The organism is Nonomuraea sp. NPDC050680, from assembly GCF_040654555.1.
GTDB lineage: Bacteria > Actinomycetota > Actinomycetes > Streptosporangiales > Streptosporangiaceae > Nonomuraea.
In genome coordinates, this window is the sequence record NZ_JBFAIF010000006.1 from 1 (window position 1) to 25,121 (window position 25,121).

26 protein-coding genes and 2 pseudogenes are annotated in these 25,121 nt (G+C 69.6%); 20 read left to right on the forward strand and 8 right to left on the reverse strand.

What is annotated here, in order from left to right; genetic code table 11:
- From AB0H88_RS22440 to AB0H88_RS22455, 4 genes and pseudogenes are all read left to right on the forward strand, one after another.
- Positions 1-854 (forward strand): annotated as a pseudogene (locus tag AB0H88_RS22440) (hypothetical protein); the annotation flags it as partial.
- Positions 851-1,273 (forward strand): roadblock/LC7 domain-containing protein, encoded by a 423-nt coding sequence (locus AB0H88_RS22445; protein ID WP_357647329.1) that lies wholly within the window; start codon positions 851-853, stop codon positions 1,271-1,273. The pseudogene AB0H88_RS22440 and the gene AB0H88_RS22445, both read left to right, overlap by 4 nt.
- Positions 1,274-1,436: 163 nt before the next feature.
- A complete protein-coding gene (locus tag AB0H88_RS22450) occupies positions 1,437-2,735 on the forward strand; it encodes a PHB depolymerase family esterase (protein WP_357647331.1) in 1,299 nt (432 codons plus the stop codon).
- An 80-nt stretch (positions 2,736-2,815) separates the two neighbouring features.
- Positions 2,816-3,394 (forward strand): TetR/AcrR family transcriptional regulator, encoded by a 579-nt coding sequence (locus tag AB0H88_RS22455; RefSeq protein ID WP_357647333.1) that lies wholly within the window; start codon positions 2,816-2,818, stop codon positions 3,392-3,394.
- A gap of 101 nt (positions 3,395-3,495) precedes the next feature.
- Here AB0H88_RS22455 and AB0H88_RS22460 read toward each other — a convergent pair whose 3' ends face one another.
- Both AB0H88_RS22460 and AB0H88_RS22465 read right to left on the reverse strand, forming a co-directional pair.
- Positions 3,496-4,446, reverse strand: a complete 951-nt coding sequence (locus AB0H88_RS22460) for a M56 family metallopeptidase (protein WP_357647335.1) — start codon at positions 4,444-4,446, stop codon at positions 3,496-3,498.
- A gap of 1 nt (position 4,447) precedes the next feature.
- The gene (locus AB0H88_RS22465) at positions 4,448-4,822 is read right to left on the reverse strand and encodes a BlaI/MecI/CopY family transcriptional regulator (protein ID WP_357647337.1); all 375 of its coding nucleotides are present in this window, start codon (positions 4,820-4,822) and stop codon (positions 4,448-4,450) included.
- Between the two features lie 313 nt (positions 4,823-5,135).
- Between AB0H88_RS22465 and AB0H88_RS22470 the strand changes: the two are divergent.
- A pseudogene (locus AB0H88_RS22470) lies at positions 5,136-6,146 on the forward strand (glycosyltransferase family 4 protein); the annotation flags it as partial.
- Positions 6,147-6,219: 73 nt separating this feature from the next.
- Here the strand turns inward: AB0H88_RS22470 and AB0H88_RS22475 are convergent.
- From AB0H88_RS22475 to AB0H88_RS22485, 3 genes are read right to left on the reverse strand one after another with little or no spacing between them, the layout of a single operon-like run.
- Positions 6,220-6,660 carry a tautomerase family protein gene (locus AB0H88_RS22475; RefSeq protein ID WP_357647339.1) on the reverse strand — a complete coding sequence of 147 codons (441 nt, stop codon included), beginning with the start codon at positions 6,658-6,660 and terminating at the stop codon, positions 6,220-6,222.
- A gap of 40 nt (positions 6,661-6,700) precedes the next feature.
- Entirely contained in the window at positions 6,701-7,267 is a 567-nt protein-coding gene (locus AB0H88_RS22480; protein ID WP_357647341.1) for a TetR/AcrR family transcriptional regulator, read from the reverse strand.
- Between the two features lie 50 nt (positions 7,268-7,317).
- Complete coding sequence (locus tag AB0H88_RS22485) at positions 7,318-8,493, reverse strand: FAD-dependent monooxygenase (RefSeq protein WP_357647343.1); 1,176 nt, start codon at positions 8,491-8,493, stop codon at positions 7,318-7,320.
- Positions 8,494-8,708: 215 nt separating this feature from the next.
- On the opposite strand from AB0H88_RS22485, the gene AB0H88_RS22490 reads away from it, so the two are divergent.
- The 13 genes from AB0H88_RS22490 (at position 8,709) to AB0H88_RS22550 (ending at position 21,689) form a co-directional block, all read left to right on the forward strand.
- Positions 8,709-9,206 carry a hypothetical protein gene (locus AB0H88_RS22490; protein WP_357647345.1) on the forward strand — a complete coding sequence of 166 codons (498 nt, stop codon included), beginning with the start codon at positions 8,709-8,711 and terminating at the stop codon, positions 9,204-9,206.
- A gap of 74 nt (positions 9,207-9,280) precedes the next feature.
- A complete protein-coding gene (locus AB0H88_RS22495) occupies positions 9,281-10,642 on the forward strand; it encodes an ATP-binding protein (protein ID WP_357647347.1) in 1,362 nt (453 codons plus the stop codon).
- Between the two features lie 115 nt (positions 10,643-10,757).
- Positions 10,758-11,183, forward strand: coding sequence for a hypothetical protein (locus AB0H88_RS22500; protein WP_357647348.1), 426 nt, complete (start codon positions 10,758-10,760; stop codon positions 11,181-11,183).
- Positions 11,177-11,410 carry a helix-turn-helix transcriptional regulator gene (locus AB0H88_RS22505; RefSeq protein WP_357647350.1) on the forward strand — a complete coding sequence of 78 codons (234 nt, stop codon included), beginning with the start codon at positions 11,177-11,179 and terminating at the stop codon, positions 11,408-11,410. The genes AB0H88_RS22500 and AB0H88_RS22505 overlap by 7 nt, the downstream gene beginning before the upstream one ends.
- The gene (locus AB0H88_RS22510; protein ID WP_357647352.1) at positions 11,407-12,411 is read left to right on the forward strand and encodes an NAD(P)-dependent alcohol dehydrogenase; all 1,005 of its coding nucleotides are present in this window, start codon (positions 11,407-11,409) and stop codon (positions 12,409-12,411) included. Before AB0H88_RS22505 ends, AB0H88_RS22510 begins: the two co-directional genes overlap by 4 nt.
- A gap of 184 nt (positions 12,412-12,595) precedes the next feature.
- A complete protein-coding gene (locus tag AB0H88_RS22515; protein WP_357647354.1) occupies positions 12,596-13,321 on the forward strand; it encodes a helix-turn-helix transcriptional regulator in 726 nt (241 codons plus the stop codon).
- Between the two features lie 117 nt (positions 13,322-13,438).
- Positions 13,439-13,966, forward strand: coding sequence for a hypothetical protein (locus AB0H88_RS22520; protein ID WP_357647356.1), 528 nt, complete (start codon positions 13,439-13,441; stop codon positions 13,964-13,966).
- Positions 13,967-14,158: 192 nt separating this feature from the next.
- A complete protein-coding gene (locus AB0H88_RS22525; RefSeq protein WP_357647358.1) occupies positions 14,159-15,076 on the forward strand; it encodes a M23 family metallopeptidase in 918 nt (305 codons plus the stop codon).
- A gap of 177 nt (positions 15,077-15,253) precedes the next feature.
- Entirely contained in the window at positions 15,254-16,390 is a 1,137-nt protein-coding gene (locus AB0H88_RS22530; protein WP_357647360.1) for an NAD(P)/FAD-dependent oxidoreductase, read from the forward strand.
- Positions 16,391-16,614: 224 nt separating this feature from the next.
- Positions 16,615-17,817 (forward strand): hypothetical protein, encoded by a 1,203-nt coding sequence (locus tag AB0H88_RS22535; RefSeq protein WP_357647362.1) that lies wholly within the window; start codon positions 16,615-16,617, stop codon positions 17,815-17,817.
- A gap of 155 nt (positions 17,818-17,972) precedes the next feature.
- Positions 17,973-19,010 carry an ABC transporter substrate-binding protein gene (locus AB0H88_RS22540; RefSeq protein ID WP_357647364.1) on the forward strand — a complete coding sequence of 346 codons (1,038 nt, stop codon included), beginning with the start codon at positions 17,973-17,975 and terminating at the stop codon, positions 19,008-19,010.
- On the forward strand, positions 19,007-20,599 hold the full coding sequence (locus AB0H88_RS22545; RefSeq protein ID WP_357647365.1) for a sugar ABC transporter ATP-binding protein: 1,593 nt from the start codon (positions 19,007-19,009) through the stop codon (positions 20,597-20,599). Before AB0H88_RS22540 ends, AB0H88_RS22545 begins: the two co-directional genes overlap by 4 nt.
- Positions 20,592-21,689 carry an ABC transporter permease gene (locus AB0H88_RS22550; RefSeq protein WP_357647367.1) on the forward strand — a complete coding sequence of 366 codons (1,098 nt, stop codon included), beginning with the start codon at positions 20,592-20,594 and terminating at the stop codon, positions 21,687-21,689. Before AB0H88_RS22545 ends, AB0H88_RS22550 begins: the two co-directional genes overlap by 8 nt.
- Before the next feature lie 36 nt (positions 21,690-21,725).
- On the opposite strand, the gene AB0H88_RS22555 is transcribed toward AB0H88_RS22550, so the two are convergent.
- Both AB0H88_RS22555 and AB0H88_RS22560 read right to left on the reverse strand, forming a co-directional pair.
- Entirely contained in the window at positions 21,726-22,679 is a 954-nt protein-coding gene (locus AB0H88_RS22555) for a zinc-binding dehydrogenase (RefSeq protein ID WP_357647369.1), read from the reverse strand.
- 26 nt (positions 22,680-22,705) lie between these two features.
- Positions 22,706-22,855 (reverse strand): hypothetical protein, encoded by a 150-nt coding sequence (locus AB0H88_RS22560; protein WP_357647371.1) that lies wholly within the window; start codon positions 22,853-22,855, stop codon positions 22,706-22,708.
- Between the two features lie 127 nt (positions 22,856-22,982).
- On the opposite strand from AB0H88_RS22560, the gene AB0H88_RS22565 reads away from it, so the two are divergent.
- Positions 22,983-23,045: a putative leader peptide gene (locus tag AB0H88_RS22565; RefSeq protein ID WP_357648027.1), complete on the forward strand. Its 63-nt coding sequence runs from the start codon at positions 22,983-22,985 to the stop codon at positions 23,043-23,045.
- A gap of 93 nt (positions 23,046-23,138) precedes the next feature.
- Positions 23,139-24,428, forward strand: a complete 1,290-nt coding sequence (locus tag AB0H88_RS22570; RefSeq protein ID WP_357647373.1) for a dicarboxylate/amino acid:cation symporter — start codon at positions 23,139-23,141, stop codon at positions 24,426-24,428.
- Positions 24,429-24,485: 57 nt separating this feature from the next.
- Here the strand turns inward: AB0H88_RS22570 and AB0H88_RS22575 are convergent, their stop codons facing one another.
- Positions 24,486-25,085: a TetR/AcrR family transcriptional regulator gene (locus AB0H88_RS22575; RefSeq protein WP_357647375.1), complete on the reverse strand. Its 600-nt coding sequence runs from the start codon at positions 25,083-25,085 to the stop codon at positions 24,486-24,488.
- Positions 25,086-25,121 lie beyond the last annotated feature (36 nt).

Genomic DNA, 25,121 nt, shown 5'->3' on the forward strand with positions numbered 1-25,121 from the left:
CCTACGCCGGGACGCAGGGCGGCATGCCCGTGCGCGAGGAGACCTACGCGGCTCCCGCTCCCACGGCCGCGCCCCCCGCGCCTCCGCAGTGGCAGAGCGGCGGCTACCAGATGGGCCCGGGACACCCGTCCTACTCGTCCTACCCGTCCAACCCGGAGCCCGCGGGTGCGGGCACCTGGCCGTCGATGCCTCAGTGGCCGTCCGACCCGCGCGCCGGCAGCGGCGGTTACGACACCGCCGACGTCTGGGTGCCGTCGCGAGGTCAGGGCGGTGGCAGCGGTGGCGGCGGGGGCGGCTGGTCCGGCGACAACGGCCTGCCCAAGCAGCCCACCAACGACCAGCCGCCGTTCCAGCCGCCGGCGAACTGGAGCTTCGGCGACCGGCCGGTGGAGCAGAGCCCGCCGCCCAGACCGAGGTACGACTTCCCGGAGACGGAGTCGGCGGCCACCGGCCCCATCCCCATCGTCAACCCGCCCTCGTCGGGTGACGAGTACCTGCCGATCTTCGCCTCGATCGAGTCGGCCTGGTTCGAGCACGACGGTGAAGGCGGCGCGAGCTGGGGTTCCGCCAAGGCGGATGCCGGCTGGCACGCCGCGGCGGCCGTGGTCGAGCCGGTACGTGACGGCGCGACGGCCGCCGGGTTGCCCAAGCGGGTGCCCAAGGCCAACCTCGTGCCGGGTTCCGCCGCCACGTCCACCGCGCCGAAGGACGTCACGCCGACGCCCTCGATCTCACCCGAGCGGGCGCGTAACCGCCTGGCGGGTTTCCAGAAGGGCCTCCGGGCCGCGCGCGAGGACATCAGTACGGGCAGGGCCCCTTCTACCGGCCCCATGAACAGGGAGCAGGGTGCATGAACGACCTGACTTACGTGGGGCATGGGCTCGACTGGCTGATCACTGAATTCGTCAGCACCGTGCCAGGCGCCGCCCACGCGATCGTCGTCTCATGCGACGGTCTGCCCCTCGCGGTCTCGGCGGCCTTTCCCACCGAGCGGGCCGACCAACTGGCCACGATCGCCGCCGGGCTGATGAGCCTGACTCAGGGAGCGGCCAGGGTCTTCGAAACCGGCGCCGTCACCCAGGCCGTGGTGGAGATGCAGCAGGGGCTGCTGCTGACGATGTCGATCAGCGACGGCTCATGCCTGGCCGTTCTCGTCGCACCTGACTGCGACATGGCGCTCGTGGCGTACCACATGACGCTCATGGTGGAACGGGCCGGCCAGGTGCTGACCCCGGCCGTACGCGCACACCTACGTACCAGCCTGGCCAGGTGATACGGCCACCGGTCAGAAAGTTTCAATAAGCCTGGCCTGGGCGGCGAGGATTCCGCAGGTCATCCGAATGTCGAATATGGCGGCCCACGTGGAGCCTTGTCTCTCGAAAAGTTCTTAACAATACTCCGAATGTTTCGGGGTCACATCGAGAGAGGGGCAGCGGATGAGGATGACGACCAGAGTTCTCGGCGCCTTGGTCGCCGCCGCGATGTTCGTCATCGCGTGGCTGACCATGGCTCCACCGGCCTCGCCGGCCTCGCTCACCGAGGTGACCAACTTCGGCACCAACCCCAGCGGCCTGCGTATGTACGTGTACGTACCGGACAACGTCGCGGCCCGGCCGCCGATCCTGGTGGCCGTGCACTACTGCACGGGCTCCGGCCCGGCCTTCTACTCCGGCACCGAGTTCGCCTCGCTGGCGGACCGGTACGGATTCATCGTCATCTACCCCTCCGCCACCAGGAGCGGGTCCTGCTTCGACGTCTCCTCGCCACAGGCGCTCAAGCACGACGGCGGCAGTGACCCGGTGGGCATCGTGTCCATGGTCAAGTACGTCGAGCAGCACAACAACGGCGATGCCTCCCGGGTCTACGTGACCGGCGCGTCCTCGGGCGGCATGATGACGAACGTGCTGCTGGGCGACTATCCCGACGTCTTCAAGGCCGGGGCGGCGTTCATGGGCGTGCCGTTCGGCTGCTTCGCCACCACCGACGGCTCCAGCTGGAACAGCGCCTGCGCCAACGGCACCATCATCAAGACCCCGCAGCAGTGGGGCGACCTCGTACGGGGAGCCTTCCCCGGCTACACCGGGGCGCGGCCGCGCATGCAACTGTGGCACGGCACCGAGGACGCCACACTCCGCTACCCGAACTTCCAGGAAGAGATCAAGCAGTGGACCGACGTCCACGGGCTCAGTCAGACCCCCACGTTCACCGACCACCCGCAGGCGTCCTGGACCCGGACCCGTTACGGCGGCACCGGCACCACCGTCGCCGTCGAGGGCGTCAGCATCCAAGGGATCGGGCACAGCCTTCCGCAGGGCGGCATGGCCGCCGGGGTCATCCAGTTCTTCGGCCTGGACGGCGGGTCCACCGGCCCTTCGCCGACACCCACCCCGACTCCCACGCCGACGCCGACGCCGGGCGGACCCTGCGGCGTCACCTACACCATGAACAGCTGGAACACCGGATTCACCGCATCGGTCACCATCACCAACACCAGCGCGTCCCCGATCAACACCTGGTCCCTGGTCTTCACCCTCCCCGGCGGGCAGACGGTCACCTCCGCCTGGAACGCCACCGTCTCCCCCTCCAGCGGTCAGGTCACGGCCAGGAACGTCAGCTACAACGCCACCATCGCACCCGGAGCCTCCACCAGCTTCGGTTTCCAGGCCACCCACACCGGTAACACCGGCAAGCCCACCTCCTTCGCCCTGGGCGGCACGACCTGCACCGTCGCCTGAACACCCCCCGGGCGGCGGCGTGGTCCGTCGCCCGGTTTCAGAGCGCCGACAGGAGCGCTAGCAATGCTAGAGTTGTCGGCATGTCGATTCAGGCGCGCCGGGAGCGCGAGCGGGCGGAGCGGGAACGGTTGATCATCACAGCGGCCCGGACGCTGGCCGAGGCCGAGGGCTGGGAGGCGGTGACGACGCGCCGCCTGGCCGAACGGGTCGAATACAGCCAGCCGGTGCTCTACAGCCACTTCAAGGGCAAGGACGCCATCATGGCGGCGGTCGCGGTGGAGGGCTGCGCCGACCTGGCCGTCGACCTGCGCGCGGCCCGTACCTCGACAGACGACCCCCGGCAGGCCCTCGCCGCCGTCGGCGCCGCCTACGCGGCCTTCGCCGAACGGCGGCCCGCACTGTACGACGTGATCTTCAGCCTGGCCGTCGACCTGCCCTTCGCCACCCCCGAGGCGCCGGCCCCCCTCCAGGCGGCCTTCGGCGAGCTGAGCCAGGCGCTGGAACCGCAGGCCGGCGACGACGACCTCGGCCTGCTCACCGAAACCTTCTGGAGCGGCCTGCACGGGCTGGTGACACTCATGCGCGGCGGCAGACTCCCCCGCGAAGCCCACGACCGGCGGCTGGCCATCCTGGTCGACCGCTTCTCCCAGCGCCCCTGACCCGGCTTCGGGCAGGGCCGTGGGAACCGCTCTCCCAGCGCCCCCGACACGGCTTCGGGCAGGGCAGTGGGGACCGCTCTCCCAGCGCCCCCAACACGGCTTCAGGCAGGGCAGTGAGGAGCGCAGAGCAGGAAGACAGGGGCGCCGCTGTGCACCAGCAGCGACTCGGCGTCCTGGTTGGCGTCCAGCGGCGCCCACAACGTCAGCGCGGCCAGGGCGGCGAGCACGGCCACGAGCACGGGCCGGCGTCGTGGCCGGGGACTGAGCAGGGAGCGTACGCGCTCGGGGACATCTGACGAGTGGTAGCCCATCGCCGGGGCCGTGGGAGAAGACGATGCGGCCAGCGAGGCGAGGGCGGCGCGGGCCAGCGCCCGGGCGGCGAGCGCGCGGTCACCGACGGCGCTCGCGGCTTCTTCGTCGGCCCAGCGTTCGGTGGCGTAGCCGACGGCCAGGGGCAGGCGATACAGGAGAGGATTGACCGCGGCGGCCGTGTCGGCGAGTGCCCGGCACAGGTGGTGGCGGTGGACCAGGTGGGCGTTCTCGTGGGCCAGCAGGACGCCTCGCTCGTCCGGGCTCAGGGCGTTCAGCATGCCGGTGGAGACCACCACCCGCCCGCCACGCCGGGCGGGCAGGGCGAACGCCTCGGGGCGGACCTCATCGATCACCACCAGGTCGCCCGGTCCACCGTCCAGATCGTCGGCGACGCGGCGGACCTCGGCCATGGCCCGGCGATGCCGGAGGATCGTACGGGCCAGCCGGACCGCGGCGACGCCGAGAGCGAGCGCCGCGCCCACGGCGACCGGGGTGGGCACGGGATCGGCGTCGTCCCAGGACTGCAGGGACCAACCACCCAGCCACGCCACCAGCCGGATCTGGGCCAGCAGGGTCCAGGTGAGCAGCGCGAGCGCGTACGCGGTGCTGACCGCCGACACCAGCGCGGCGGCCACCAGGGCACGGCCGGCGGTGGCCGGCGGCAGCCGGCGCGCCAGCGGCGGGGCGACCACGCCGAGCAGGAGGGAGATGAGCAGCGGCAGGTAGACATCGACGCGCATGTCAGGTGCCGCCGCTCTCGCGCAGGAGCCGCTGCAGCAGCGCCTCGTCCTGCTCGGACAGCTCCCCGACGAACTGGGCCAGCACCCGAGCCCGGTCCTGGCCCTCGCCGAGCAGGTTGCGCATCTGCGCCGCCCGCCGGGCGGCCTCGTCGCGCTGGAAGGAGTAGGCGTAGGCGCGGCCACTGCGGACCCGGCTGACGGCCCCCTTGTCGTGCAGGCGGCTGAGCACGGTCATGACCGTGGTGTAGGCCGGCGGAGGTGCCAGCCGCTGGGCCACCTCACCGGGGGTCAGCGGGCCAGGGGTGCCGGCCAGGATCGCCAGCACCTCACTCTCCAGGCCGCCCCGGTCCCGGCGTTGGCGCGATGGTGAGGTCATAAGCGCTCATCCTCTACTTACAGCTTGTGTAGCAGAGTAGCTGTAGTGCCTGGGCGATTCACCCCCTTCAACTACTACTAACTATGTAGTAGAAATGTAGGGGGGTTCGGACATGTCCTTCTCGTGAAGATCATCCAGGTAGGGGGCGGCTGAGGTGTTCGAGCGATCGCGAAATTGGCTGCTGGGGTCGGGGGCACGCTGGGTGCGGTGGACGGCCTTGTGGCTGCTCCGGCTGGCGGACCTGCGGCGGGCGCGCACCGCACCCGCACCCGATGCCGGCACGGTGCGCATCCTGCTGTTCCACGCGTACGGCATGGGCGGCACCATCCGTACCGTGCTCAACCTCGCCGGATACCTGGCGCACGACCACGAGGTCGAGATCGTCAGCCTGATCCGCGAGCGGAACCAGCCGTTCTTCCCGCTCCCCTCCGGTGTGCGGATCTCGGTCCTCGATGACCGCACCCGCGACAAAGGCAGGCTGCGCAGGTGGCTGTCGCGGCTGCCCAGCGTGCTGGTGCCGCCGACCGAGCCCTCCTACCGGCGCTGCTCGCTGCTGACCGATCTGGTGCTGCTGCGCCACCTGCGCTCGCTGCGCGGCGGGGTGCTGATCACCACGAGGCCGAGCCTCAACCTGTTCGCCGCCGGTTTCGCGCCGCCCGGGGTCATCACCATCGGCCAGGAACACCGCAACCTGGCCGCGCACAAGCCCGAGCTGCGCAAGGTCGTCAAGCGCCGGTACGGCAAGCTGGACGCGCTGGTCACGCTGACCCGTGGCGACCTGGACCGCTACGCCAGGGCGGTGCCCGAGCTCCATCTGACCTGCATCCCCAACGCCCTGCCGCCCCTCGGCGGTGGCGACGCCTCGCTGGACGACACGACCGCTGTCGCGGTGGGACGGCTGGATCAGGTCAAGGGCTTCGACCTGCTCCTGGCCGCCTGGCGGCTGGTCGGCGAGCGGCACCCGGAGTGGACGCTGCGCATCTACGGGTCGGGGCCGTGGCGCGAGCGGCTGGCGACCCAGATCGAGGAGTCGGGGCTGGAGGGACGCGCCTTCCTCATGGGGCGCACCGATCAGGTCGGAGAGGAGCTGGCGAAGGCGGGGATGTTCCTGCTCAGCTCACGCTCCGAGGGGATGCCGATGGCGTTGATCGAGGCGATGAGCAAGGGCCTGCCCGCGGTCGCCTTCGACTGCCCCACCGGCCCGGCCGAGGTCATCACCGACGGTCTCGACGGCCGCCTGGTCAAGCCGGGCGACGTCGGCGCCTTCGCCGAGACGATCTGCGAGCTCATCGACAACGAGGACCTGCGCCGCAAGTTCGGCGCCACCGCGAAGCGCACCGCCAAGGCTTACGACCTGCGGGAGATCGGCGCCCACTGGGACAGTCTGCTGGCCGAGATCACCGAGCCTCGGCGGCCGTCCCGGCCCAGGACGGCCGCGGAGATCCCGGAGCCGCCTGCGCATACTGGGCCACGCCGTCGCCGAACGACCAGTCGATCGGCTCGTTCTCAGCGAGCGTGACGAAGACGTTGCGTGGCTCGGTGCCCGCGTAGTCCCGGGCGAGCTCGGCGATCCTGCGGTAGAGAGCCTGCTTCTGGTCCGCGGTGCGCCCGGAGCGCATCGTGATGGCCACGAACACGAGGTCGTCGTCCCGGTGGATGCCGAGGTACTCCTCGTCGTAGCTGATGATCCGCCGCGTGCCGTCGTGGCCGGTGATCACCTGGAACCTGTCGTCCGGCGGGATGCCGATGGCCTCGACCAGGGCATCGTGCACGGCCCGGCCCAGGGCCGCCAACCGCTTCTCGTCTGCACGAACCGCATCAATCCGAACAAATGGCATTACTTCGTCCTTTCAGATGAATGTTGATGACGCTCCCGGCTCAGCGGGCAGCGGGTGCGGCGAGCAGGCCGAGCGCGCCGTCCACGGCCCGCGCGTAGACGTCCGCGTCGCCGGCCGCGCGGGCCAGCACATACGCGCCCTGCAGCACCGCGACGAGCGCGGTGGCGGTGGCCGCCGGGTCGAGCGCGGTGGCCAGCTCGCCGGCCGCCCGCGCTTCCGTGAGGACCCCGGCGAGCCGGTCGCGCAGCCAGGCGAAGGTCTCCTCGATGGGAGCGCGCAACGTGGGATCGGCCATGACGTCGGAGTCCTGGGTGAGCCGGCCGACCGGGCAGCCACGGAGAGCCTCCCGCTCCCGGCGCAGGTAGGCGGCGACCCGCTGGACCGGCGTCCCCGGGCCGCCGAGCTCCGCCTCCGCGCGATCACGCAGCTCCTCGGCGCTACGGATGATCGCGGCCAGCGCCAGGTCGGACTTCCCACGGAAGTGGTGATACATGCTGCCCTGGCCGGCCCCGGAGCGCCGCTGGATCGCCTTCGGCGAGGTGCCTACGTATCCGCACTCCCACAGCAGTTCGCGAGTGCTCTCGATCAGCCGTTCCCTCGTGTCCACGGGAGTGACCGTACATACTAGTAGGTACAGAACGCAAGCCCGGAGCGGAGTCAGTGCTTGGGCGTGCGCCCCAACCCGAGCTTTCCGACCAGTTGATCCATCCGGTAGTACAGCCGCGGCGGGACGTGCGGGAGCAGCACCGACTGCCTCTGGCCGAGCAGCGCGAACAGCTGCCAAGGCGGCAGGTCGATATAGCGCTGGAGGCTCTCGTACCACCGCGCGCTGTAGCGGGCCGCCCTCTGGGTCGCCCGGATCGTGGCCCGGCGTTCCCGCTCGTAACGGGCGAGGGCCGGTTCGAGCATCGTCTCCTCGTGCAGCGCGTTGACCAGGAAGGCGGCGTCCCCCAGCGCGAGGGCGGTGCCCGCGCCGATGGAGTAGTGCGTGGTGTGCGCGGCGTCACCGAGCAGGACGAGGTTGCCGTGGTACCACTTCCGGTTGGTCAGGGTGCGGAAGTTCAGCCAGTGCGCCCGGCCGTCGGGGTGCGCCCGGCCGATCAGGGGGTGCCCGTCCAGGATGTTCGCGAAGAGCTTCTCCAGAAGGGCCAGGCCATCGGCCTCGTTCGCCTGATCGAGCCCGAGCCCCCGCCAGGTCTCGGGAGAGCACTCGATGACGCAGGTGCTGTGGTCCTTGCCGAATCCGTAGCCGTAGTACCAGATCCAGCCGTGGTCGGTCTCCACGAAGGCGAAGGTGAAGGATTCGAAGATCTTGGTGGTGCCCAGCCAGATGTAGACGTTCCGCCCGACCGCGACCTGGGTGCCGAAGTGGTCGGAGTGGCGTTCACGCAGCACGCTGTTGATCCCGTCGCCGGCGACGACGAGGTCGGCGTCGGCCAGTTCCTCCTCCTCGGCGATCTCTCGCTCGTACTCGATGCGCACGCCGAGGGAGCGGGCCCGCTCGGAGAAGATGTCGAGCAACCGGTGCCGGCCGATGCCGAAGCCCTCGTCCCCGTGGTCCACCGTCACCGTCGCGCGGTCGTGGACGTGCATGATCCAGCCGTCCCAGCGGACCGAGCTCTCGCTGATGGCGCGTGCGGACTCGGGGTCGACACCGTGGAGATTATTGAGCAGTTCGTAGATATATGTCACGCCCCAGCCATACGTCGACCCGGCGGGGTTCCGCTCGTAGACGGTGATGTCGTGGGACGGGTCCACCCGCTTCATCAGGATCGAGAAGTACAGGCTGGCGGGCCCGCCGCCGACGCAGGCGACCTTCACAGCAACTCCCATAGCTACATAACGTAATCAAGTCGTGTCATAGCGTAGCAATGAGGTATGTATTGCGGCGGTCTTCTCTTGCCGAACCACCGGCCAGGAGATGGCCAATAATCGGCACAACCCCGCCTCCTCAGGGAGTGGCCGGGTGCGTTCCCGTGCAGGTGGGACAATGGGGGTGTTCATTCCGTGCTCCCCCCTTGGCGACGTTTTCCGGAAAGGGGGCGGCCATGGCGACCATCGCTCATCACCCGGCGACAGACGCGGCGCCCGGCGCCCTGCGGCTCGGCGCAGCGCTCATGGCACTGGCCGGCCTGGCATTCATGGGTTACGCGGTGATCTTCTTCATCCGCAACTTCACCGGCGGGTTCCTGGAGCTCGGCATCGGCCCGCACGAGGTCGCTGTCAGCCGGACCCAGGTCCAGTCGTTCAGTCCCGATCTGTTCAGGTACATCGCGCACCTGCACATCGCGCTGTCGGGCTTCATCGCCTCGACCGGGCTGGCCACCGCGGCACTCGCCTGGTTCGGGGTCAGGCACGGCCTCTGGTGGGCGTACGTGACGGCGATCGTGGTCCCGGTGCTGGCCTTGATCATCGCCCTGCCCGCGCACTACCCGTACCATTTCGCCACTCTCGGCCACCTCGGGCTCATCTACCTGGCCACCGCGATCTTCGCCGTCGGCGCACTGGTGGCGCTGAAACCGATGCTGCACGCGCGGCATACCTGATCGAGCCAGGCGAACCAGGAGCGGCTGCCTCCGGACCCGCTCCTGGCGTGTGATCGTCAGGCGGACGGAGAGACATGGTGACCTTGCGGCACGAGTTGTCCGTACGGACGCGGATTACGCTGCTGGCGGGTGCCGTCATGGCGGCGTTGTGCCTGGTCGTCTGCGTGTTCATCCTGATGGGCGCCCACGACCGCGCCATGGACGACCGGACCGACTCGATCCTCCGGGCCGAGCTGCACGTGGCCCGGCACATCTCGCGCAACCAGCTCCCCGCAGTGCTCCCCGACCATGGAATCGCCGCTCTGCAGGTGGTGGACGCCCGCGGCGATCTCGTAGCGGCGAACATGCGGATGATCGGCCAACCACGCATGGCCTCCTTCGCCCCACCGGATGACAGCCTGCGAACGGACCGGATCGTCTGCACCGTCCCCGGCTTGGGGAAGAGCTGCGTGATCGTCGTGGCCATACGGGTCGCCGGGGCCGGCGGCGACTGGATCGTCTACGGCGCCGATCCCGTCGTCCCCTGGTACATCGGCCCCTCGGTCGTCCTCACCCTCCTCGCCGGGTCCGCGCTGCTGATCTGCGCCACGGCGATCGGCGCCTACCGTACCGTCAGCAAGACCCTCGACCCCGTCGACGACATCGTCGCCGAGCTGGCCGAGATCACCTCGACCGACCTCGGTCGCCGGGTGCCGGTGCCCGACCACCACGACGAGATCCGGAAGCTGGCCGAGACCGCGAACCTGACTCTGGAGCGGCTGGAGGCGGCGGTCGAGCAGCAGCGGCGCTTCGCCTCCGACGCCTCCCACGACCTGCGCAGTCCCATCACCGCCATCCGCACCCAGCTGGAAGCGGCCATGCTGCACCCGGACGAGGCGGACTGGACCGCCATGGCGCAAGCCCTGCTGGCCAGCCTTGACCGGCTGGAGGCGATCGTCGTCGACCTGCTGGTGCTGGCCCGGCTCGACGCCGGCGCCCAGTGCGACGGCGACCGCGTGGACCTGCGCGAGCTGGTCAGGTCCGAGCTCGAACGCCGTGCCCCCAAAGCACGCGTCGTGACAGACCTCGGGCCCGAGGCGATCGTCGACGGAGACCGGCTCCAGCTCGGCCGCCTGCTCACCAACCTCCTGGACAACGCCGCCCGGCACGCCGACTCCACCGTGGCGATCTCGGTCCGCCGCAAGGGCGAGGAGGCGGTGCTCGAGGTGAACGACGACGGCCCCGGCATCTCCCCTGACCAGCGAGAATTCGTCTTCCAGCGCTTCACCCGGCTGGATGCCGCCCGAAGCAAGGACATGGGAGGTACGGGACTCGGCCTGGCGATCGCCAGGGAGATCGCCGAGCGCCACGGCGGGTCGCTGACCATCGAGGATTCGGAGAAGGGCGCGCGATTCGTGCTGAAGATCCCTGTGGCTCCTGCCGACCAAGCACCTTGAGAGGGCTTGACAGAGGCAGTTGGGGACGCGATGTGCCATGTAAAACTTTCTAGACATGAAGTCAAAGATTTGCTACTTTCGAGATGTCAAAGATTCTGTACATCAAGGAGCTGTCATGACTCTCGAAGAGAGACGGGCGTGGATCCGGCTGATCGTCTCCGTCGCCGCCTACGGCGGGTACGCGTTCGTGGTCTTAGGCCGGGCCGGCGAGCGCCCGCTGGCCGAAGTGCCCTACGGGGCGGCGCTGCTGTGGAGTGTGGCAGCAGCCATCCTCGGCACCATCGCGCTCGAGATCGTGGTCGCCGCGGCCAGGCCGGCGTCCCTGGTCAAGGACGAGAGGGACCGGGAGATCGGGCGGCTGGGCGACCACGTCGGCCAGGCGTTCGTGGTGATCGGCGCGGTCGCGGCGATGCTCATGGCGATCGCCGGCTGGGACCGCTTCTGGATCGCCAACGTGATCTACGTGTGCTTCGCCCTGTCGTCGGTCCTCGGCAATGTCGCCAAGGCCATCGTCTACCGCAGGAGCCTGCCTCAATGGTGAAACCGACCCGTGTGACCAACCGCATCCGTGCCCTGCGCTTCGCACACGACGAGATGACGCAGGCCGAGCTGGCCGACCGCATCTCCGTGACCCGCCAGACCGTCATCGCCATCGAGCAGGGCCGCTACTCGCCGTCCCTGGAGATGGCCTTCCAGATAGCCCATGTGTTCAAGGTTTCGCTCGACGAGGTGTTCCAATACCCCGACTCCCAGGAGGAGACGAAATGAAAGCGATCGCTCAGGACGTGTACGGCTCGGCCGATGTCCTCCGGTTACGCGAGGTGGACCGGCCGTCGATCGGCGACGACGAGGTGCTGGTCCAGGTGCGCGCCGCCGGGGTGGACCCGGGCGTGTGGGTCTGCATGACCGGCCGCCCGTACGGGGTGCGGGTCGCGTTCGGTCTGACCAGGCCCAAGGTGTCCGTACGCGGCCGGGCCCTGGCCGGGGTGGTCGTGGCGGTCGGCGCCGGCGTTCAGCGGTTCAAGCCCGGTGACGAGGTGTACGGCACCAGCCCGCGCAGCGGCACGTTCGCCGAATACGCGGCCGCCCCCGCCAAGCGGCTCGCGCCCAAGCCGCCCAGGCTGTCGTTCGAGCAGGCCGCCGCGGTGCCCATCTCGGCGGTGACCGCGCTGGAGTGCGTCCGCGATGGCGGGCACGTACACGCCGGGCAGAGAGTGATGGTCATCGGCGCGGCCGGCGGCATCGGGTCGTTCGCGGTGCAGATCGCCAAGGCGTCCGGCGCGAAGGTGACCGGGGTGTGCGGCACCGGCAAGGTCGACCTGGTGCGGTCGTTCGGCGCCGACGAGGTGATCGACTACACCCAGGAGGAGGTTGACCGCGACGGGCCGAGCTACGACGTGATCATCGACCTCGCGGGCTGCCGCCCGCTGTCACTGCTGCGGCGTGCCCTGACTCCGCGCGGGACCCTGGTGCTGGCCGGCGGCGGGCATGACGCCGGCGGACTGCTCGGTGGCTACACCCGCCAGTTGCGCGCGCCCTTCGTCTCGATGTTCACCAGCCAGCGGCTCCGTGGCGTGACCTCCAAGGAACGCGCCCAAGAGCTGGAGGAGCTGGCCGAGCTGATCGAATCCGGCGCGGTCACCCCGGCCATCGACCGCACCTACCCCCTCGCCGACGCACCCGACGCCATCCGTTACCTCGCCGAAGGCCATCCCGCCGGGAAGATCGTCGTCACCGTGGGATCGGGCCCGTCGACGGACGCTCCGTGACCTCCGCTCCCGCTCCCGCTCACCGCCCACCACTCACCAGGGCGTGGCCTCAACTCCCACCCACCGCTCACCAGAGCGTGGCCGCCGAGATGGCAAGAGGAGAACGCCGTCCTGGCGCTGCCAGAATGGTGTCTAGCTGCAAGGAGGCCCCGCGTCCGGACGGCGTGGTAGGCGAAGGAGGCGTGTGGACGAGAGCGTGTCGTTGGCTCAGCTGGCCCATCGGCTGGAAGAGGTTGTGGGCGAGCTGCGCGGCATCCCCGTCGACGTCGAGCGGCTGGAGGACCGCGAGCTCGTACGGCAGCAGATCGCGCAGGCCGCCGCCTCGGCCAGGGAGCTGCGCGCCATGCATCCGGTGGGCTCGTCGGAGAAGGGCCGCGAGGAGCAGAAGAGCCGGGTCGTCGTGCTCGACGCCCTGCGGGACGGCATGACCATGCGCACGATCATCCACGCGAGTGTGCTGGACGACCCCCGCAAAGCGGCCCGGCTCAGGGAGCTGCACGCGGCCGGTGACCTGCACCGGGTCGTCGACGAGCCGATACAGCAGTTGCTCATCTTCGACCGGACCGTAGCGTTCGTCCGTATCACCCCCGTCGCCTATTCGCCGGGCGCCCTGGTGATCAGGCAGCAGAGTCTGATCGCCACCCTCATCGACCTGTTCGAGCAGACTTGGGCCAGGGCCAGGGAGGTCACTGAGCCTGCGCACCAGCTGACCCCGCGCGAGCGCGAGGTGCTCGCGCTGATCGCCGAAGGACGCTCCAACAGGGCCGTCGCGCGCGCCCTGTCGATCACGGAGGCGGCGGTCGGCAAGCACGTGGCCGGCGTGTTCGCCAAGCTGGAGCTGCCTGCTTCCGACGACGACAATCGGCGGGTGCTGGCCGTGCTGGCCTACCTGCGCGGCGCAGTCAGATAGCGCCCGATCCCGCCTCTCCGTCGCCGGGCGGCGAGGTAGTGCCAGACCTACCTCGTCCTCGTCCCAGCCCCACTGCGGACCGCACCCGACATGGAATTCAATAAGATCATGCAGCGAATGACTGGATTGCTGGTTGGCGCGGTCTTCGGCGCGGTCTTCGTCGTCGTCAACGCGCAGAGCCCGCTCAACACCGTGACCGTGAATCTTTTGCGAGTGGCCGCGTGCCTGGCGGCCGCGAGTGTCATGGCCCTATGGTTCGCCACCGCACGCAAGGAGCGGTCCGCCGCGGATCCGCAGCGGAACATGTTCAGCCGCGGCTACCTGATCATCGTCGCCGCCGAGGCGATCCTGCTCTTCGGTGGCCTCCGGGTGCTGGCCGCCTGGGAACGCCCTGTGGAGACCAACGTGGCCTGGGTGGCGTTCGTGGTCGGTGTGCATTTCATCGCGTTGGCGCCCCTTTGGAAGGACTGGAGCATCGCCGTGCCCGGTGTGGTGCTCACTCTGCTGGGCGTCGCCGGACTCGTTCTGGCGTCCACGGCGGCCGTGACCTGGGTGCCGCTCATCAGCGGCGTGCTGTCCGGCCTGGTGCTTCTGGCCGGCGCCGTCACCTTCGGGTGGCGGACGGTGGCGGCTCGGACGGCTTAGCTCGCGGGCCGGTTCGCCGGTCCTTGCCGGGCGTACGGAGGGCCGGTCGCGGGCCCGTTCGCCGGTCCTTGCCGGGCGTACGGAGGGCCACGTACGGACACGGAGCGAAACCATGCAGTTTCTGTATGTTTTCTGTACGGATTTTTCGCACCCTGGGCCCTAGCAAGACATACCCGGTGCGGAAGGGGTCCAGTGAAACTCCGAGCAATCGCGATCGCGGGCTTAGCCCTGTTCCTGAGTGTCGCCGCCGCCGACCCAGGCGAGGAGAGCGGCGACCCACCCAACCAGGTGACGGCGGACGCGAGCATCATGGCCACCAACTTCCAGTTGCCCTTCCCGTGCGGGCAGTCGTGGACCGGCAACTCCGACGGCAGCAGCGCCCACCTGTCGTGGGAGATCGACTTCAACAGGGGCAGCACGGCCGACGCCGACCTGGGCGACCCCGTGGTGGCCGCGGCCGCGGGCACGGTGGTCATCTCCGCCCACCAGGGCTCGACCAACGGCTACGGCAACCTCGTCAAGATCGACCATGGCGGCGGCTGGGCGACCTACTACGCGCACCTGAACACGCGCTCGGTCAGTGAGGGAGCCACCGTCTCCCAGGGACAGAAGATCGGCACGGTCGGCAACACCAGCAAGCCCGGCAACAACATCTCCCCCCACCTCCACTACGAGGTACGACTGGGCACCAATTACCCCTCCAACATCCAGAAGGCCGTCTTCAACGGCACGACCTTCGGCTATCCCGCCCAGACGGTGACCTCCAAGAACTGCGGCAACACCACCAACCCGTACACCCCGCAGGAAGTCTGCGGCGCCGGCTACAGCGTGATCGACTCGGCGGCGCTCGGCACCTCCGGCACGGTCTACCTGCTCTACAACAGCGGCAACGGCAACAACTGCGTCGCCACCCTGAAGCGGACCTCCCTCGGCACCGCCACGGCGACGAGCGCCTACCTGGAAGTGCAGGGAAGCAGCAGGATCACCGACTCAGGCAACTTCACGTACTACGCGGGGCCCGTACGCGCCGCGGCCGCGGACAAGTGCGTGCGGTGGGGCGGCAAGGCAGGCTCCTCCACCTACGACAGCATCTTCGAACACTGCAGCTGATCATCGAGCGTTGACAGGGCCTCCACGGCGCGGTGGGGGTCCTGTTCCGTGCGCGGTGCGGACGACCTTCCGAGGACCTGCTCCTCGCCGCTCTGTTCGGGCAACCTTGTGGACGACGGCCCAGATGCTCTATAAGGAGTAGTACTACTTCTCGTAGAGTTGGAATGGTGGCCGCCGGTGCGAGTGCTTGTGGCAGGGGCGGGAATCAGCGGGCTCGCGGCGGCGCGGGGATTGATCGGCGCGGGGCACGAGGTGGTCGTGCTGGAGCAGGCGTCGGAGCCGCGCGTCCAGGGCGGCGCCATCACTCTGTGGCACAACGGCACGGCCATCCTCGGAGACCTGGGCGTCGATCTGGAAGGGACCGGGCAGCGGCTGACGAGGTTATGCCTGCGGACCGCACGCGGGCGCCGGGTGCTGGAGTTCGACCTGGCGGCGCTGGCCGAACGATTCGGGTCGGCGGCGCGGGTGATCCCGCGCGGGTCGCTGATCACCCTTCTGGAGAGCGGCCTGCCCCAGGGGACCGTACGGTTCGGCGCGGGGGTAGCGGAGCTGCGGGCCGACGGCGACGGCATAAGGGTGAGGACACAGTCGGGTCAGGAGTACGGCGGCGACGTCCTGGTCGGAGCCGACGGTGTGCACTCGCGGGTGCGTACCCTCGTCCTGGGCGACGGCCCGGCGGCCCTGACCGGGGTGGCGACCTGGCAGGGCCTGACGCCGGCTCCGTTCGATCCCGGGTCGGCCACGACGATGATGGTCGGGCGGCGGGGTGACTTCGGGTTCATGGGGGCGGGTGACGGGCTCATGCAGTGGTTCTTCGACGTGCCATGGTCGCCGGGCGCGCCGCCGGAGGACAAGCCGCTGGAGATGTTGCGGCGGCGGTTCGCGGGGTGGGGCTCGCCGGTCGAGCGGGTGCTGGCGTCGCTGGGGGACGGCGACGCCGAAGTGTTCCCGCACACCCGGCACAAGGTGCCGCGCCGTTGGGGTGACGGGCGGTGTGTGCTGCTCGGGGACGCGGCGCACGGGATGCCGCCCGTCATGGCGCAGGGTACGAACCAGGCGTTAGAGGACGTGGCGACGCTGGTGGACTGCCTGGACGCCGTGCCCGATCCGGCCTCGGTCGTAGGCGTGTACTCGGCCAGGCGGCGCCGGCAGGCGGCCCTGGCCTCCACGATCGCCACGCACAGCCTCGCGGTGTCCGGCCCGAGGACGTTGCCGCAAGGCGAATATCTCCTGCGCATGAACGGCCTCACCCCGCCGCGCCTCGCCACTCGCGGGTTCGGCGCTCTGTTGCGCACCCTCAGCAACCGGATCTGACCGTCGGTGACGAGGAAGCCGTGGGCGGCGGCGAGCGTGGCCGGGCCGAGGTGGCAGGCCTGCTGCTCGGCGACCACGAACCCGCGCCGCCGCAACCCCGGAGCAGGCGCGGGTGAGCGGCCATCCGCCCAGGTCAACCGGCTGATCTACCGTTTCAGGACTAACGACACAGCTCAAGAAAGCGGACAATAGAGACAAATCACTCGGACGGTGAGGGAACGCCAATGGCTGACATCGATGTTCCGATCTGGGCCGCCCGCCTGAGGGTCCTGCGTCGCGGACGGTTGTGGAGCCGCCGCGAGCTCGGGAGGCGGCTGGCCGACGGCGCGGACGAGGCGACGCGTGATCAGCTTCCCGCGCCGGAGGCGCTCAGCTCAATGATCCAGCTGTGGGAGACCGGCGAGCGGCGGCTCGACGAGTCGCACGCGGAGTTGCTCTGCCGGGCGTTCGGCGTGGACGAGGCGGACCTGTTCGTCGGCGACGCGGCCGGCACCACCCGGTGGCACTACGTCACGAACATCCCGCTGCAGTCGGGGATGTTCAGCACCGAGGAGGAGGAGCGGACCGGCCGGGCGATCGAGGCGCCCCAGCGCGCCGATGAGGGGACGGTCCGTTACTTCAGGACCCTCCTCGACGCCTACTCCCGGACCGACCTCCGGCCCGGCGACCTGATCAACGCGCTGCGGCCGGTCTTCGCCGGGATCGAGGAGTTCCACCGCGACGCCAGTACGCCGGTCAGGCGGGCCTTCCTGGCGCTCGCCGCGGAGAACGCGGAGCTGATCAGTCGCATGCACCACGAGGCCGGCGACCCCGACGGGGCGCTGACCTGGTCGGACGAGGCCATCCGCGACGCCCGGGAAACGGCGGACGCGCTGCTGGAGGCGTACACGCTCGCCCAGCGGGGCGGTCTTTCCGACACCCCCGGCGCTCCCGGCCGGCTCGTGGACCTCGCCATCGCGGCCCGCGAACGGGCCGAACTTCCGCCGCGGATGGACGCTTTGTGCCGGCATCACGAAGCGCAAGGTCACGCCCTCGCCGGCGACGTGGACATGTGCCATCGCCGCCTGGAGGAGTCGGCGCAGTCGCTGGAGGAACCGGGCGACGACCCGCCCTACCGGTTCGACTGCTCGGCCGAGGCGCACAACGCGCTGTGCGCCGGGTGCCTCATCGACCTCGGTCAGGCCGGCGGCGCGATCGAGATCCTGGAGCTGGGACCGCCGAAGGAGCAGCCGACGTACGCCATCGCCTACGCCCTGGCCCGCATGGCCCACGCGTACGCCGACGCCCATGACAGGGAGCGCTCGGCCGAGACGGCCCGTCAGGCACTCGCCCTGGCCAGGCGGAGCGGCGCGTCGCGCGCCCTGCGCGAACTGGCCAGAGTCCAGCGTCCTCGCCAGTACGCGGGGCACAGACGCATCCTGCTGTAGCCGCCGTATTCACTCCGTGGCGCGGTGGTCGGCGGATGCGAGTAATGAGTTCTTTTCTCTTTACTAGTTTCGAACCAGTGGATTCCCAGGCTTTGCTGGAAGGGTGTTCTCAGGGGCGCTACGACCCGCCTGAGACACCTTTTCAGGGGGCCGTCATGGCTAGTTCTCGCATTGTCTTCTCGCTCTCACTGGTCGCAGCGATCGCGCTGGTGGCACTGGTACTCGGAGTGGTGGGCGGCCGGGCGACAAGTACCGCCGGACACGCGGCGGGCGGCGGCGCGGGTGGGCTGGCGAGCGGCAAGAAGATCGATGTGATCATCAAGGCGAGCGACTCCTCGTTCTGGCAGACGATGATCGCCGGAGCGAAGCAGTCGGGCGGGGATTTCGGGCTCAACGTGAGCACCTTCGGCCCGACCTCCGAGACGAACATCGACCAGCAGGTACAACTGGTCGAGAACTCCATCTCCCGGGGCGTTGACGGGCTGGTCATCGCGCCCAACTCCTCCAGCGCCCTGAACTCGGCGATCGACCGGGCACGTAAGGCCGGTCTCAAGGTCATCACCGTGGACAGCCGCGTGACCACCGCCTCGGAGGGGTTCATCGGCACCGACAACGTCAAGGCCGGAACGCAGGCGGGCAAGCGCATGTGCGAGCTGCTCAAGGCGCAGAACAAGACCAGCGGCACGGTCATGATCGAGTCCTCGGTGGCCGGCATCCAGTCACTCGTCGCTCGGGACGCCGGCTTCAAGCAGGGCATCACGAACAACTGCCCGCAGGTCAAGGTGGGGCTGCAGCGCTTCAACAACAACGACATCAACACCGCGGCGTCGCAGGTCAACGACGCGCTGACCGCCAACCCGAACCTGGCGGGGGTCTTCGCCGACAACAACACCTCGGGTGTCGGCGCGGCTCGGGCGATCCAGGACAACCACGCCGCCGCGACCGTCCCCGTCGTGGCGTTCGACTCCGACCCGCAGGAGAACGCCGCGCTCGTCGCCGGCACGATCGACGCGCTGGTGGTGCAGAACCCGTACTTCTTCGGCTACCAGGGTGTCCTGGCGGCCGGGATGGCCACGGTCAAGCGCATCCCGCCGCGTGACATCGACCCCGGGGCGGTCGTGGCCGACAAGGGCAACATGACGGCGCCGGATGTGAAGCAGCTGCTCAACCCGCCGACGATGAAGGCGGAATGATGACCGCGCCGGTCGTCGAGCTGCACGGCGTCTCCAAGGCCTTCGGCCCCGTCCAGGCCCTCAGCGACGTCTCGCTCCGCCTGGTCCCCGGCCAGGTGAACTGCCTCGCCGGGGAGAACGGGGCGGGGAAGTCGACCCTGATCCGGGTACTGACGGGTGCGCTGCGCCGCGACAGCGGCAGCTACGAGATCGACGGCCACCCGGTCACCGCGCCGACCCCGGCATCGGTACGCGCGGCCGGCGTCCAGGCCGTCTACCAGGAGCTCAGCCTGCTCCCCCACCTGTCGGTCGCGGAGAACCTGTTCATGGGCCGTCTCCCGGCACGGACCGGGATCATCGCCAGGAACCAGCTGGAGACCCGCGCCAGGAAGGCCCTCGACGAGGTCGGCCTGACGGAGCTCAGCCCGCACTCGATCGTGGAACGCCTTCCTGCGGCCACCCGCCAGCTCGTGGAGATCGCCAAGGTGCTGACCGCGGACTCCGTCAAGGTGATCGTCTTCGACGAGCCGACCACGGCGCTCACCGAGGCGGAGTCGGAGCGCCTCCTCCAGCACATCCTGCGGCTGCGCGAGCGCGGCATAGCGATGCTGTACGTGACCCACCGGCTTGAGGAGATGTTCGAGATCGGCGACTGGGTGACCGTCCTGCGGGACGGGGGCCTGTCCGAGGCCGGGCCGATCAGCGGGTACGACGAGGACCGGCTGATCACCGCGATGGTCGGCCGGGAGATCAGCTCGCTCTATCCGGAGACCCACCGGCACGCGGGCACGCCCGCGCTGCGGGTCCAGGGCCTGCGGCGGTTCGACAGCTCGCCGAGCATCGACCTCCACGTCGGGGCCGGCGAGATCCTCGGCATCGGCGGGCTGCTGGGGGCGGGACGGAGCGGGTTGCTGCTGTCCATCTTCGGTGCCGCTCCCATCGTGGCCGGTCAGGTGGAGGTCGGGGGCAAGCCGGTGAAACCGTCCGGGCCGCGCACGATGATGAACGCCGGGGTAGGGCTCCTCACCGAGGACCGCAAGGTGCTGGGGCTGTTGCCGGAGCTGTCGATCCGGGAGAACGTCACCATCGCGAGCCTGCGCAGTGGCTCTCGCCGGGGTCTCCTGCCCGGCCGCGAACAGGCCGAGGAGGCGGACCGGCTGCTCGACAGCCTGCGGCTGCGCGCCGGTTCGTACGACCAGCCGGTCTCGACGCTGTCCGGCGGCAACCAGCAGAAGGTGCTGCTCGCCCGGTGGCTGCTCACCAAGCCGAAGGTCCTGATGTTCGACGAGCCCACGAAAGGCATCGACGTCGGGGCCAAGGGCGAGCTCTACACCGTCATCGGTGACCTGGCGGCCGACGGGCTGGGGATCATCGTGGTCTCGTCGTACCTCCCGGAGTTGCTGGGGCTCGCTGATCGCATCCTCGTGCTGCGGGACGGCGCGGTCGCGGGCGAGCTGCCCGGAACCGCGACGGAGGAGGACGTACTCCGCCTGGCCAGCGGCACCGGAGGCACCGAGCTCCCGGACGCCGAACTCCCGGACGGCGAGCTCCAGAACAGCGAGCTCCAGAGCGGCGAAGACGATTCAGGAGGGGTGAGCCGAGATGCCTAAGCTGGTCTGGCGTGAGCCGATCGAGACCACGACGATCACCAACAGGCCGCCCGGCGGCGCACCGGACGACGCGGCGGCGCTGGAGACGGTGCCGCAGCCCAGGCAGGCGCCCGAACCGACGGCCGAGCCGAAGCGGCGGGTCGTCACGCTGGGCGACATCGCCGGACGGGAGAGCGGCGGGCTCGTGGTCCTGCTCGTGGCGATCGGCGCCCTGACGCTGGCCAGCGACGAGTTCCTCACCGGCAACAACCTGGCCAACCTCGCCCGTCAGGTCGCCATCTTCGGCATCATCGCGATCGGCCAGCTCCTGGTCATCCTGACCGCCGGGATCGACCTGTCGGTCGGCTCCATTCTCGGCCTTTCCGGCGCCTCCACCGCGCAGTTCCTGGTCGCCGGCGTGCCGATCCTGCCGTCGATCCTGCTCGGCGTGGGAATCGGCACGGTGCTCGGGATCGTCAACGGCCTGCTGGTGACCAAGGCCCTGCTACCGCCGTTCATCGCGACGCTGGGCATGCTCGGCATCGCGCGCGGCCTGGTCCTGGTCACCACGGACGCCCAGACCATTCAGGGCGTACCGGACGCGTTCCAGACCATTGCCAACGGCACGATCCTGGGGATCCCCAACCTCCTCATCATCGCCGCCGTGGTCACCGCCGTGATGTGGTTCGTACTCGCCCGGACGGTCTTCGGCCGCTACATCTACGCCGTCGGCTCCAACCCGGAGTCGGCCCGCCTCGCGGGCGTCCCCGTCCGCATGGTGACGATCTCCGTCTACATGATCTCGGGCCTGCTCGCCGGCCTCGGCGGGGTGCTGCTCGCCTCCCGTCTGGGAGCGGGCATCCCCACCGCCGGCACCGGCTTCGAGCTCAACGCGATCGCCGCCTGCGTCATCGGCGGCGCCAGCCTCTTCGGCGCGAAGGGCAGCGCGGTAGGCGCCGCCACCGGAGCACTGATCATGGGCGTACTCAACAACGGCGGCAACCTCCTGGCGATCAACGCCTTCTACCTCCAGATCGCCATCGGCGTGCTCATCCTCGTCGCGGTGGGCTTCGACCAGCTGAACACCAGGCGATCGGCCGCCGGCGGCTGACACGGCCCAGAGGGCCGCCGAGGGAACGGGAACCTGTCAGGTCAGCAGGAGGGTCTTGCCCAGGGTGTCGCGGTTCTGGAGGGCGGCGTGCGCCTCGGCGGCTTGTTCCAGCGGGAACGTCTGGCCGATGAGCGGACGGATCCGCCCTGCTACCGCCTCCTTCAGCACGCGCCCCACCCACGTCCTTCGATGCGGCTGGTTCTCGACCAGCTGCTCCATGCCGATCGCGGTCACCCCGCGTCGCGCCGCCTCGTCGCGGTCGATCTGGGTGAACCCGCCGCCACCGGAGAATCCGTAGTTGGAGTACGTGCCGCCGGGCGCCACCAGGTCGAAAACGGCCCGGCCGAGCTCCCCGCCGACGCCGTCGAAGGCCACGTCCACCCTGCCGACCTGGTCGAGCCAGCCGGGCGTGGTGTAGTCGACCACCACGTCGGCGCCGAGCTCCTCGACGGCCTTCAGCTTGCGGGAACCACGGGCGGCGCCGATGACACGGGCACCGGCGGCGTGGGCGATCTGCACCAGCCCGCTGCCCAGGCCGCCGGCGGCGGGTTGGACCAACACGGTCGCGCCGGGCCGCAGGTCGACCCGGTCGAAGACTTGCATCGCCACGGCGCCGTCGTGGAGCAACGCCAACGCTTCCCGCGTCCCCAAGCCATCCGGGATCGGGATGAGGTTCTCCGGCGCTGTGGTGATCTGCTCGGCGTACCCGCCGTTCTCGACGTCGGCGAGGACCCGCCGACCGATCCACTCCCGATCGACGCCCTCGCCGACCGCGCTGACCTGCCCCGCCGAGCCGACGCCTGGCACGTAGGGCAGCTCCACCGGGAAGATGTCACCGGCCTGCCCGCTGCGGATCACCGTGTCGATCGACAGGACTCCGGCGGCCTCGACGTCGACGACGACCTGGCCCGGCCCAGGGACCTGGTCCGGCACGGTCGCGATCTGAAGGACCTCCGGGCCGCCGAACTCCGCTACTCGTACAACTCGCACAGCTGATCACTCTTCTCACTTGACGACTACGAGACCCAGTCTGGAACCTCAACTTCGGTTGAGGTCAAGCGCGCGGCGTAGACGTGGCTGCGCGCGGCGTAGACGTGCCTGCGCGCGGCGTAGACGCGCCTGCGGACCGCGGCGAGGACCGGGCCGAGACCCAACGTCACCCTCACGACACGGGACGTATCCCCTTACTTCGGATCGGGAAAGTCTTGATTTGTGAGGCAGATCGCTCTTAGAGTCGGAATAGTGTCCCATTCACTACGGTTTAGTGGTCTTGTGAGGTTCATCGTCCTGTCTGTGTGGCTTGTTGAGCGGCTGCACATCGATCTCTGTCGCCTGACCGGCTCCCGCTGTCGCTGACCGCGCTCTGACGAGCGCTGGATCCCCCGACCCCTCACCCGCCCCCCTTCGCATGCCCTCTTAGGCGTGCCGTCTTTCGGAGCCTTCCTCATCGTGAAGAGATTCTCTTTCTCCCTGCAGCTGCTGCTGGGCCTGGTCGTGGGCGTGGCCCTCGGCTTCGCCGCCCGCGTCTGGGACCTCGCCTGGCTGGCCACCACGCTCACCGAAGTCGGAAAGATCTTCGTTCAGCTGCTCAAGCTGGCAGTGCCGCCGCTGGTGTTCACCGCCGTGGTGGTCAGCGTCGCCAACCTCCGCAACGTCAACGGCGCGGCCAGGCTGGCCGGCAAGACGCTGTTCTGGTTCCTGGCCACCGCGCTGATCGCCGTCGTCATCGGCATCGGCCTCGGCCTGATCATCAACCCCGGCCAGGGCATCACCCTGAACACGGCGGGCGCGAAGGCGCCCGAGAACGTCGGCACCTGGGTCGACTTCCTCACCGGCATCATCCCGACGAACATCGTCACGGCGTTCACCGAGCTCAACGTCCTCCAGATCGTCTTCCTGGGGATCGTCCTCGGCGTGGCGGCCATCGCGATCGGCGAGAAGGCCGAGCCGTTCCTCACCTTCAGCCGCTCCATCCTCGAACTGGTCCAGAAGGCGCTGTGGTGGGTCATCCGCCTGGCCCCCATCGGAACCGCGGGCCTGATCGGCAAGTCGGTCGCCACGTACGGCTGGGACCTGATCGCGCCGCTGGCCAAGTTCAGCCTCGGCGTCTACGTCGGCTGCTTCATCGTCCTGCTGGCCGTCTACCCGACGCTGCTCGCGGTGGTCGGCAAGGTCAACCCGATCACGTTCTTCCGCAACGCGTGGCCCGCGATCGAGCTGGCCTTCGCCTCCCGCTCCTCGGTCGGCACGCTGCCGCTGACGCAGAAGGTCACGATCGAGCGCCTGGGCGTCGACCGCGACTACGCCTCCTTCGCCGTGCCGTTCGGCGCGACCACCAAGATGGACGGCTGCGCCTCGATCTACCCGGCGCTGGCGGCGATCTTCGTGGCGCAGGTGTTCAACGTCCCGCTGGGGATCGGCGAGTACCTGTTGATCGCGTTCGTCTCCGTGGTCGGCTCGGCCGCGACGGCCGGTCTGACCGGCGCGATCGTCATGCTCACGCTGACGCTGAGCACCCTGGGCCTGCCGCTTGAGGGCGTCGGCCTGCTGCTGGCCATCGACCCGATCCTCGACATGATCCGCACCGCGACCAACGTCGCGGGACAGATCGTGGTGCCGGTCCTCGTCGCCCGCAGCGAGGGCCGAATCGACGAGGCGGTGCTCAACGCTCCCCCGCAGCCGCTCGACGAGGCTCCGGTGAGCGCGCCGCGCCCCTCGGGCGAACCGGCGATCGCCTGACCTCCTCCCCCCTCCTGAAAAGACCGGGCGGCCCCGCACAGGGGCCGTCCGGTCTTGCTATTCGGTGGCGCGCAGCCCTCGCATCATGGTGTCGAAGGCGTCGTCCCAGTGGCGACGTGCCTCGTCCGGGTCACCGAGGGCGCCGCGCAGGTTGAGGCTGCACAGCCCATGCGCGAGGGCGTTGATCCGCACGGCGAGGACATGGGGCTCACCGGGCGCGAATTCGCCTTCCTGTACGCAGCGGGCGATGGCGGCGACGAGCGTGTCGAAGGTCGGCTGGATCAGCGCGGCGGTGGCGGCGTCGGGCTGGAAGGCGGGGATCGGCCGGCCGAACATGAGCTCGTACAGGTGCGGGTTGGCCACGGCGTTGGCCCGGTAGGCGTGGCCGAGTGCGAGCAGGTCGGCGACCGGGTCGCTGGTGCGAGGGACGGCGGCGAATGCCCCGGCGAGGCGCTCGAAGCCGGCCAGGAACATCTCGCGGACGAGGCCGGCCTTGTCACCGAAGAGCTGGTAGACGGCCGTGGTGGACACCCCTGTCTCCTGGGCGACCCGACGCGTGGTCAGCGCCGCCGGGCCCTCCGCGGCCAGGAGCCGGCCGCCGGCGTCGACGAGTTCGTGGCGAAGCTCGCCGTAGTCACGGTTTCTCGGTCTTGCCATGGAAGCCAGATTAGCATAACGTTGTTACATAACAAC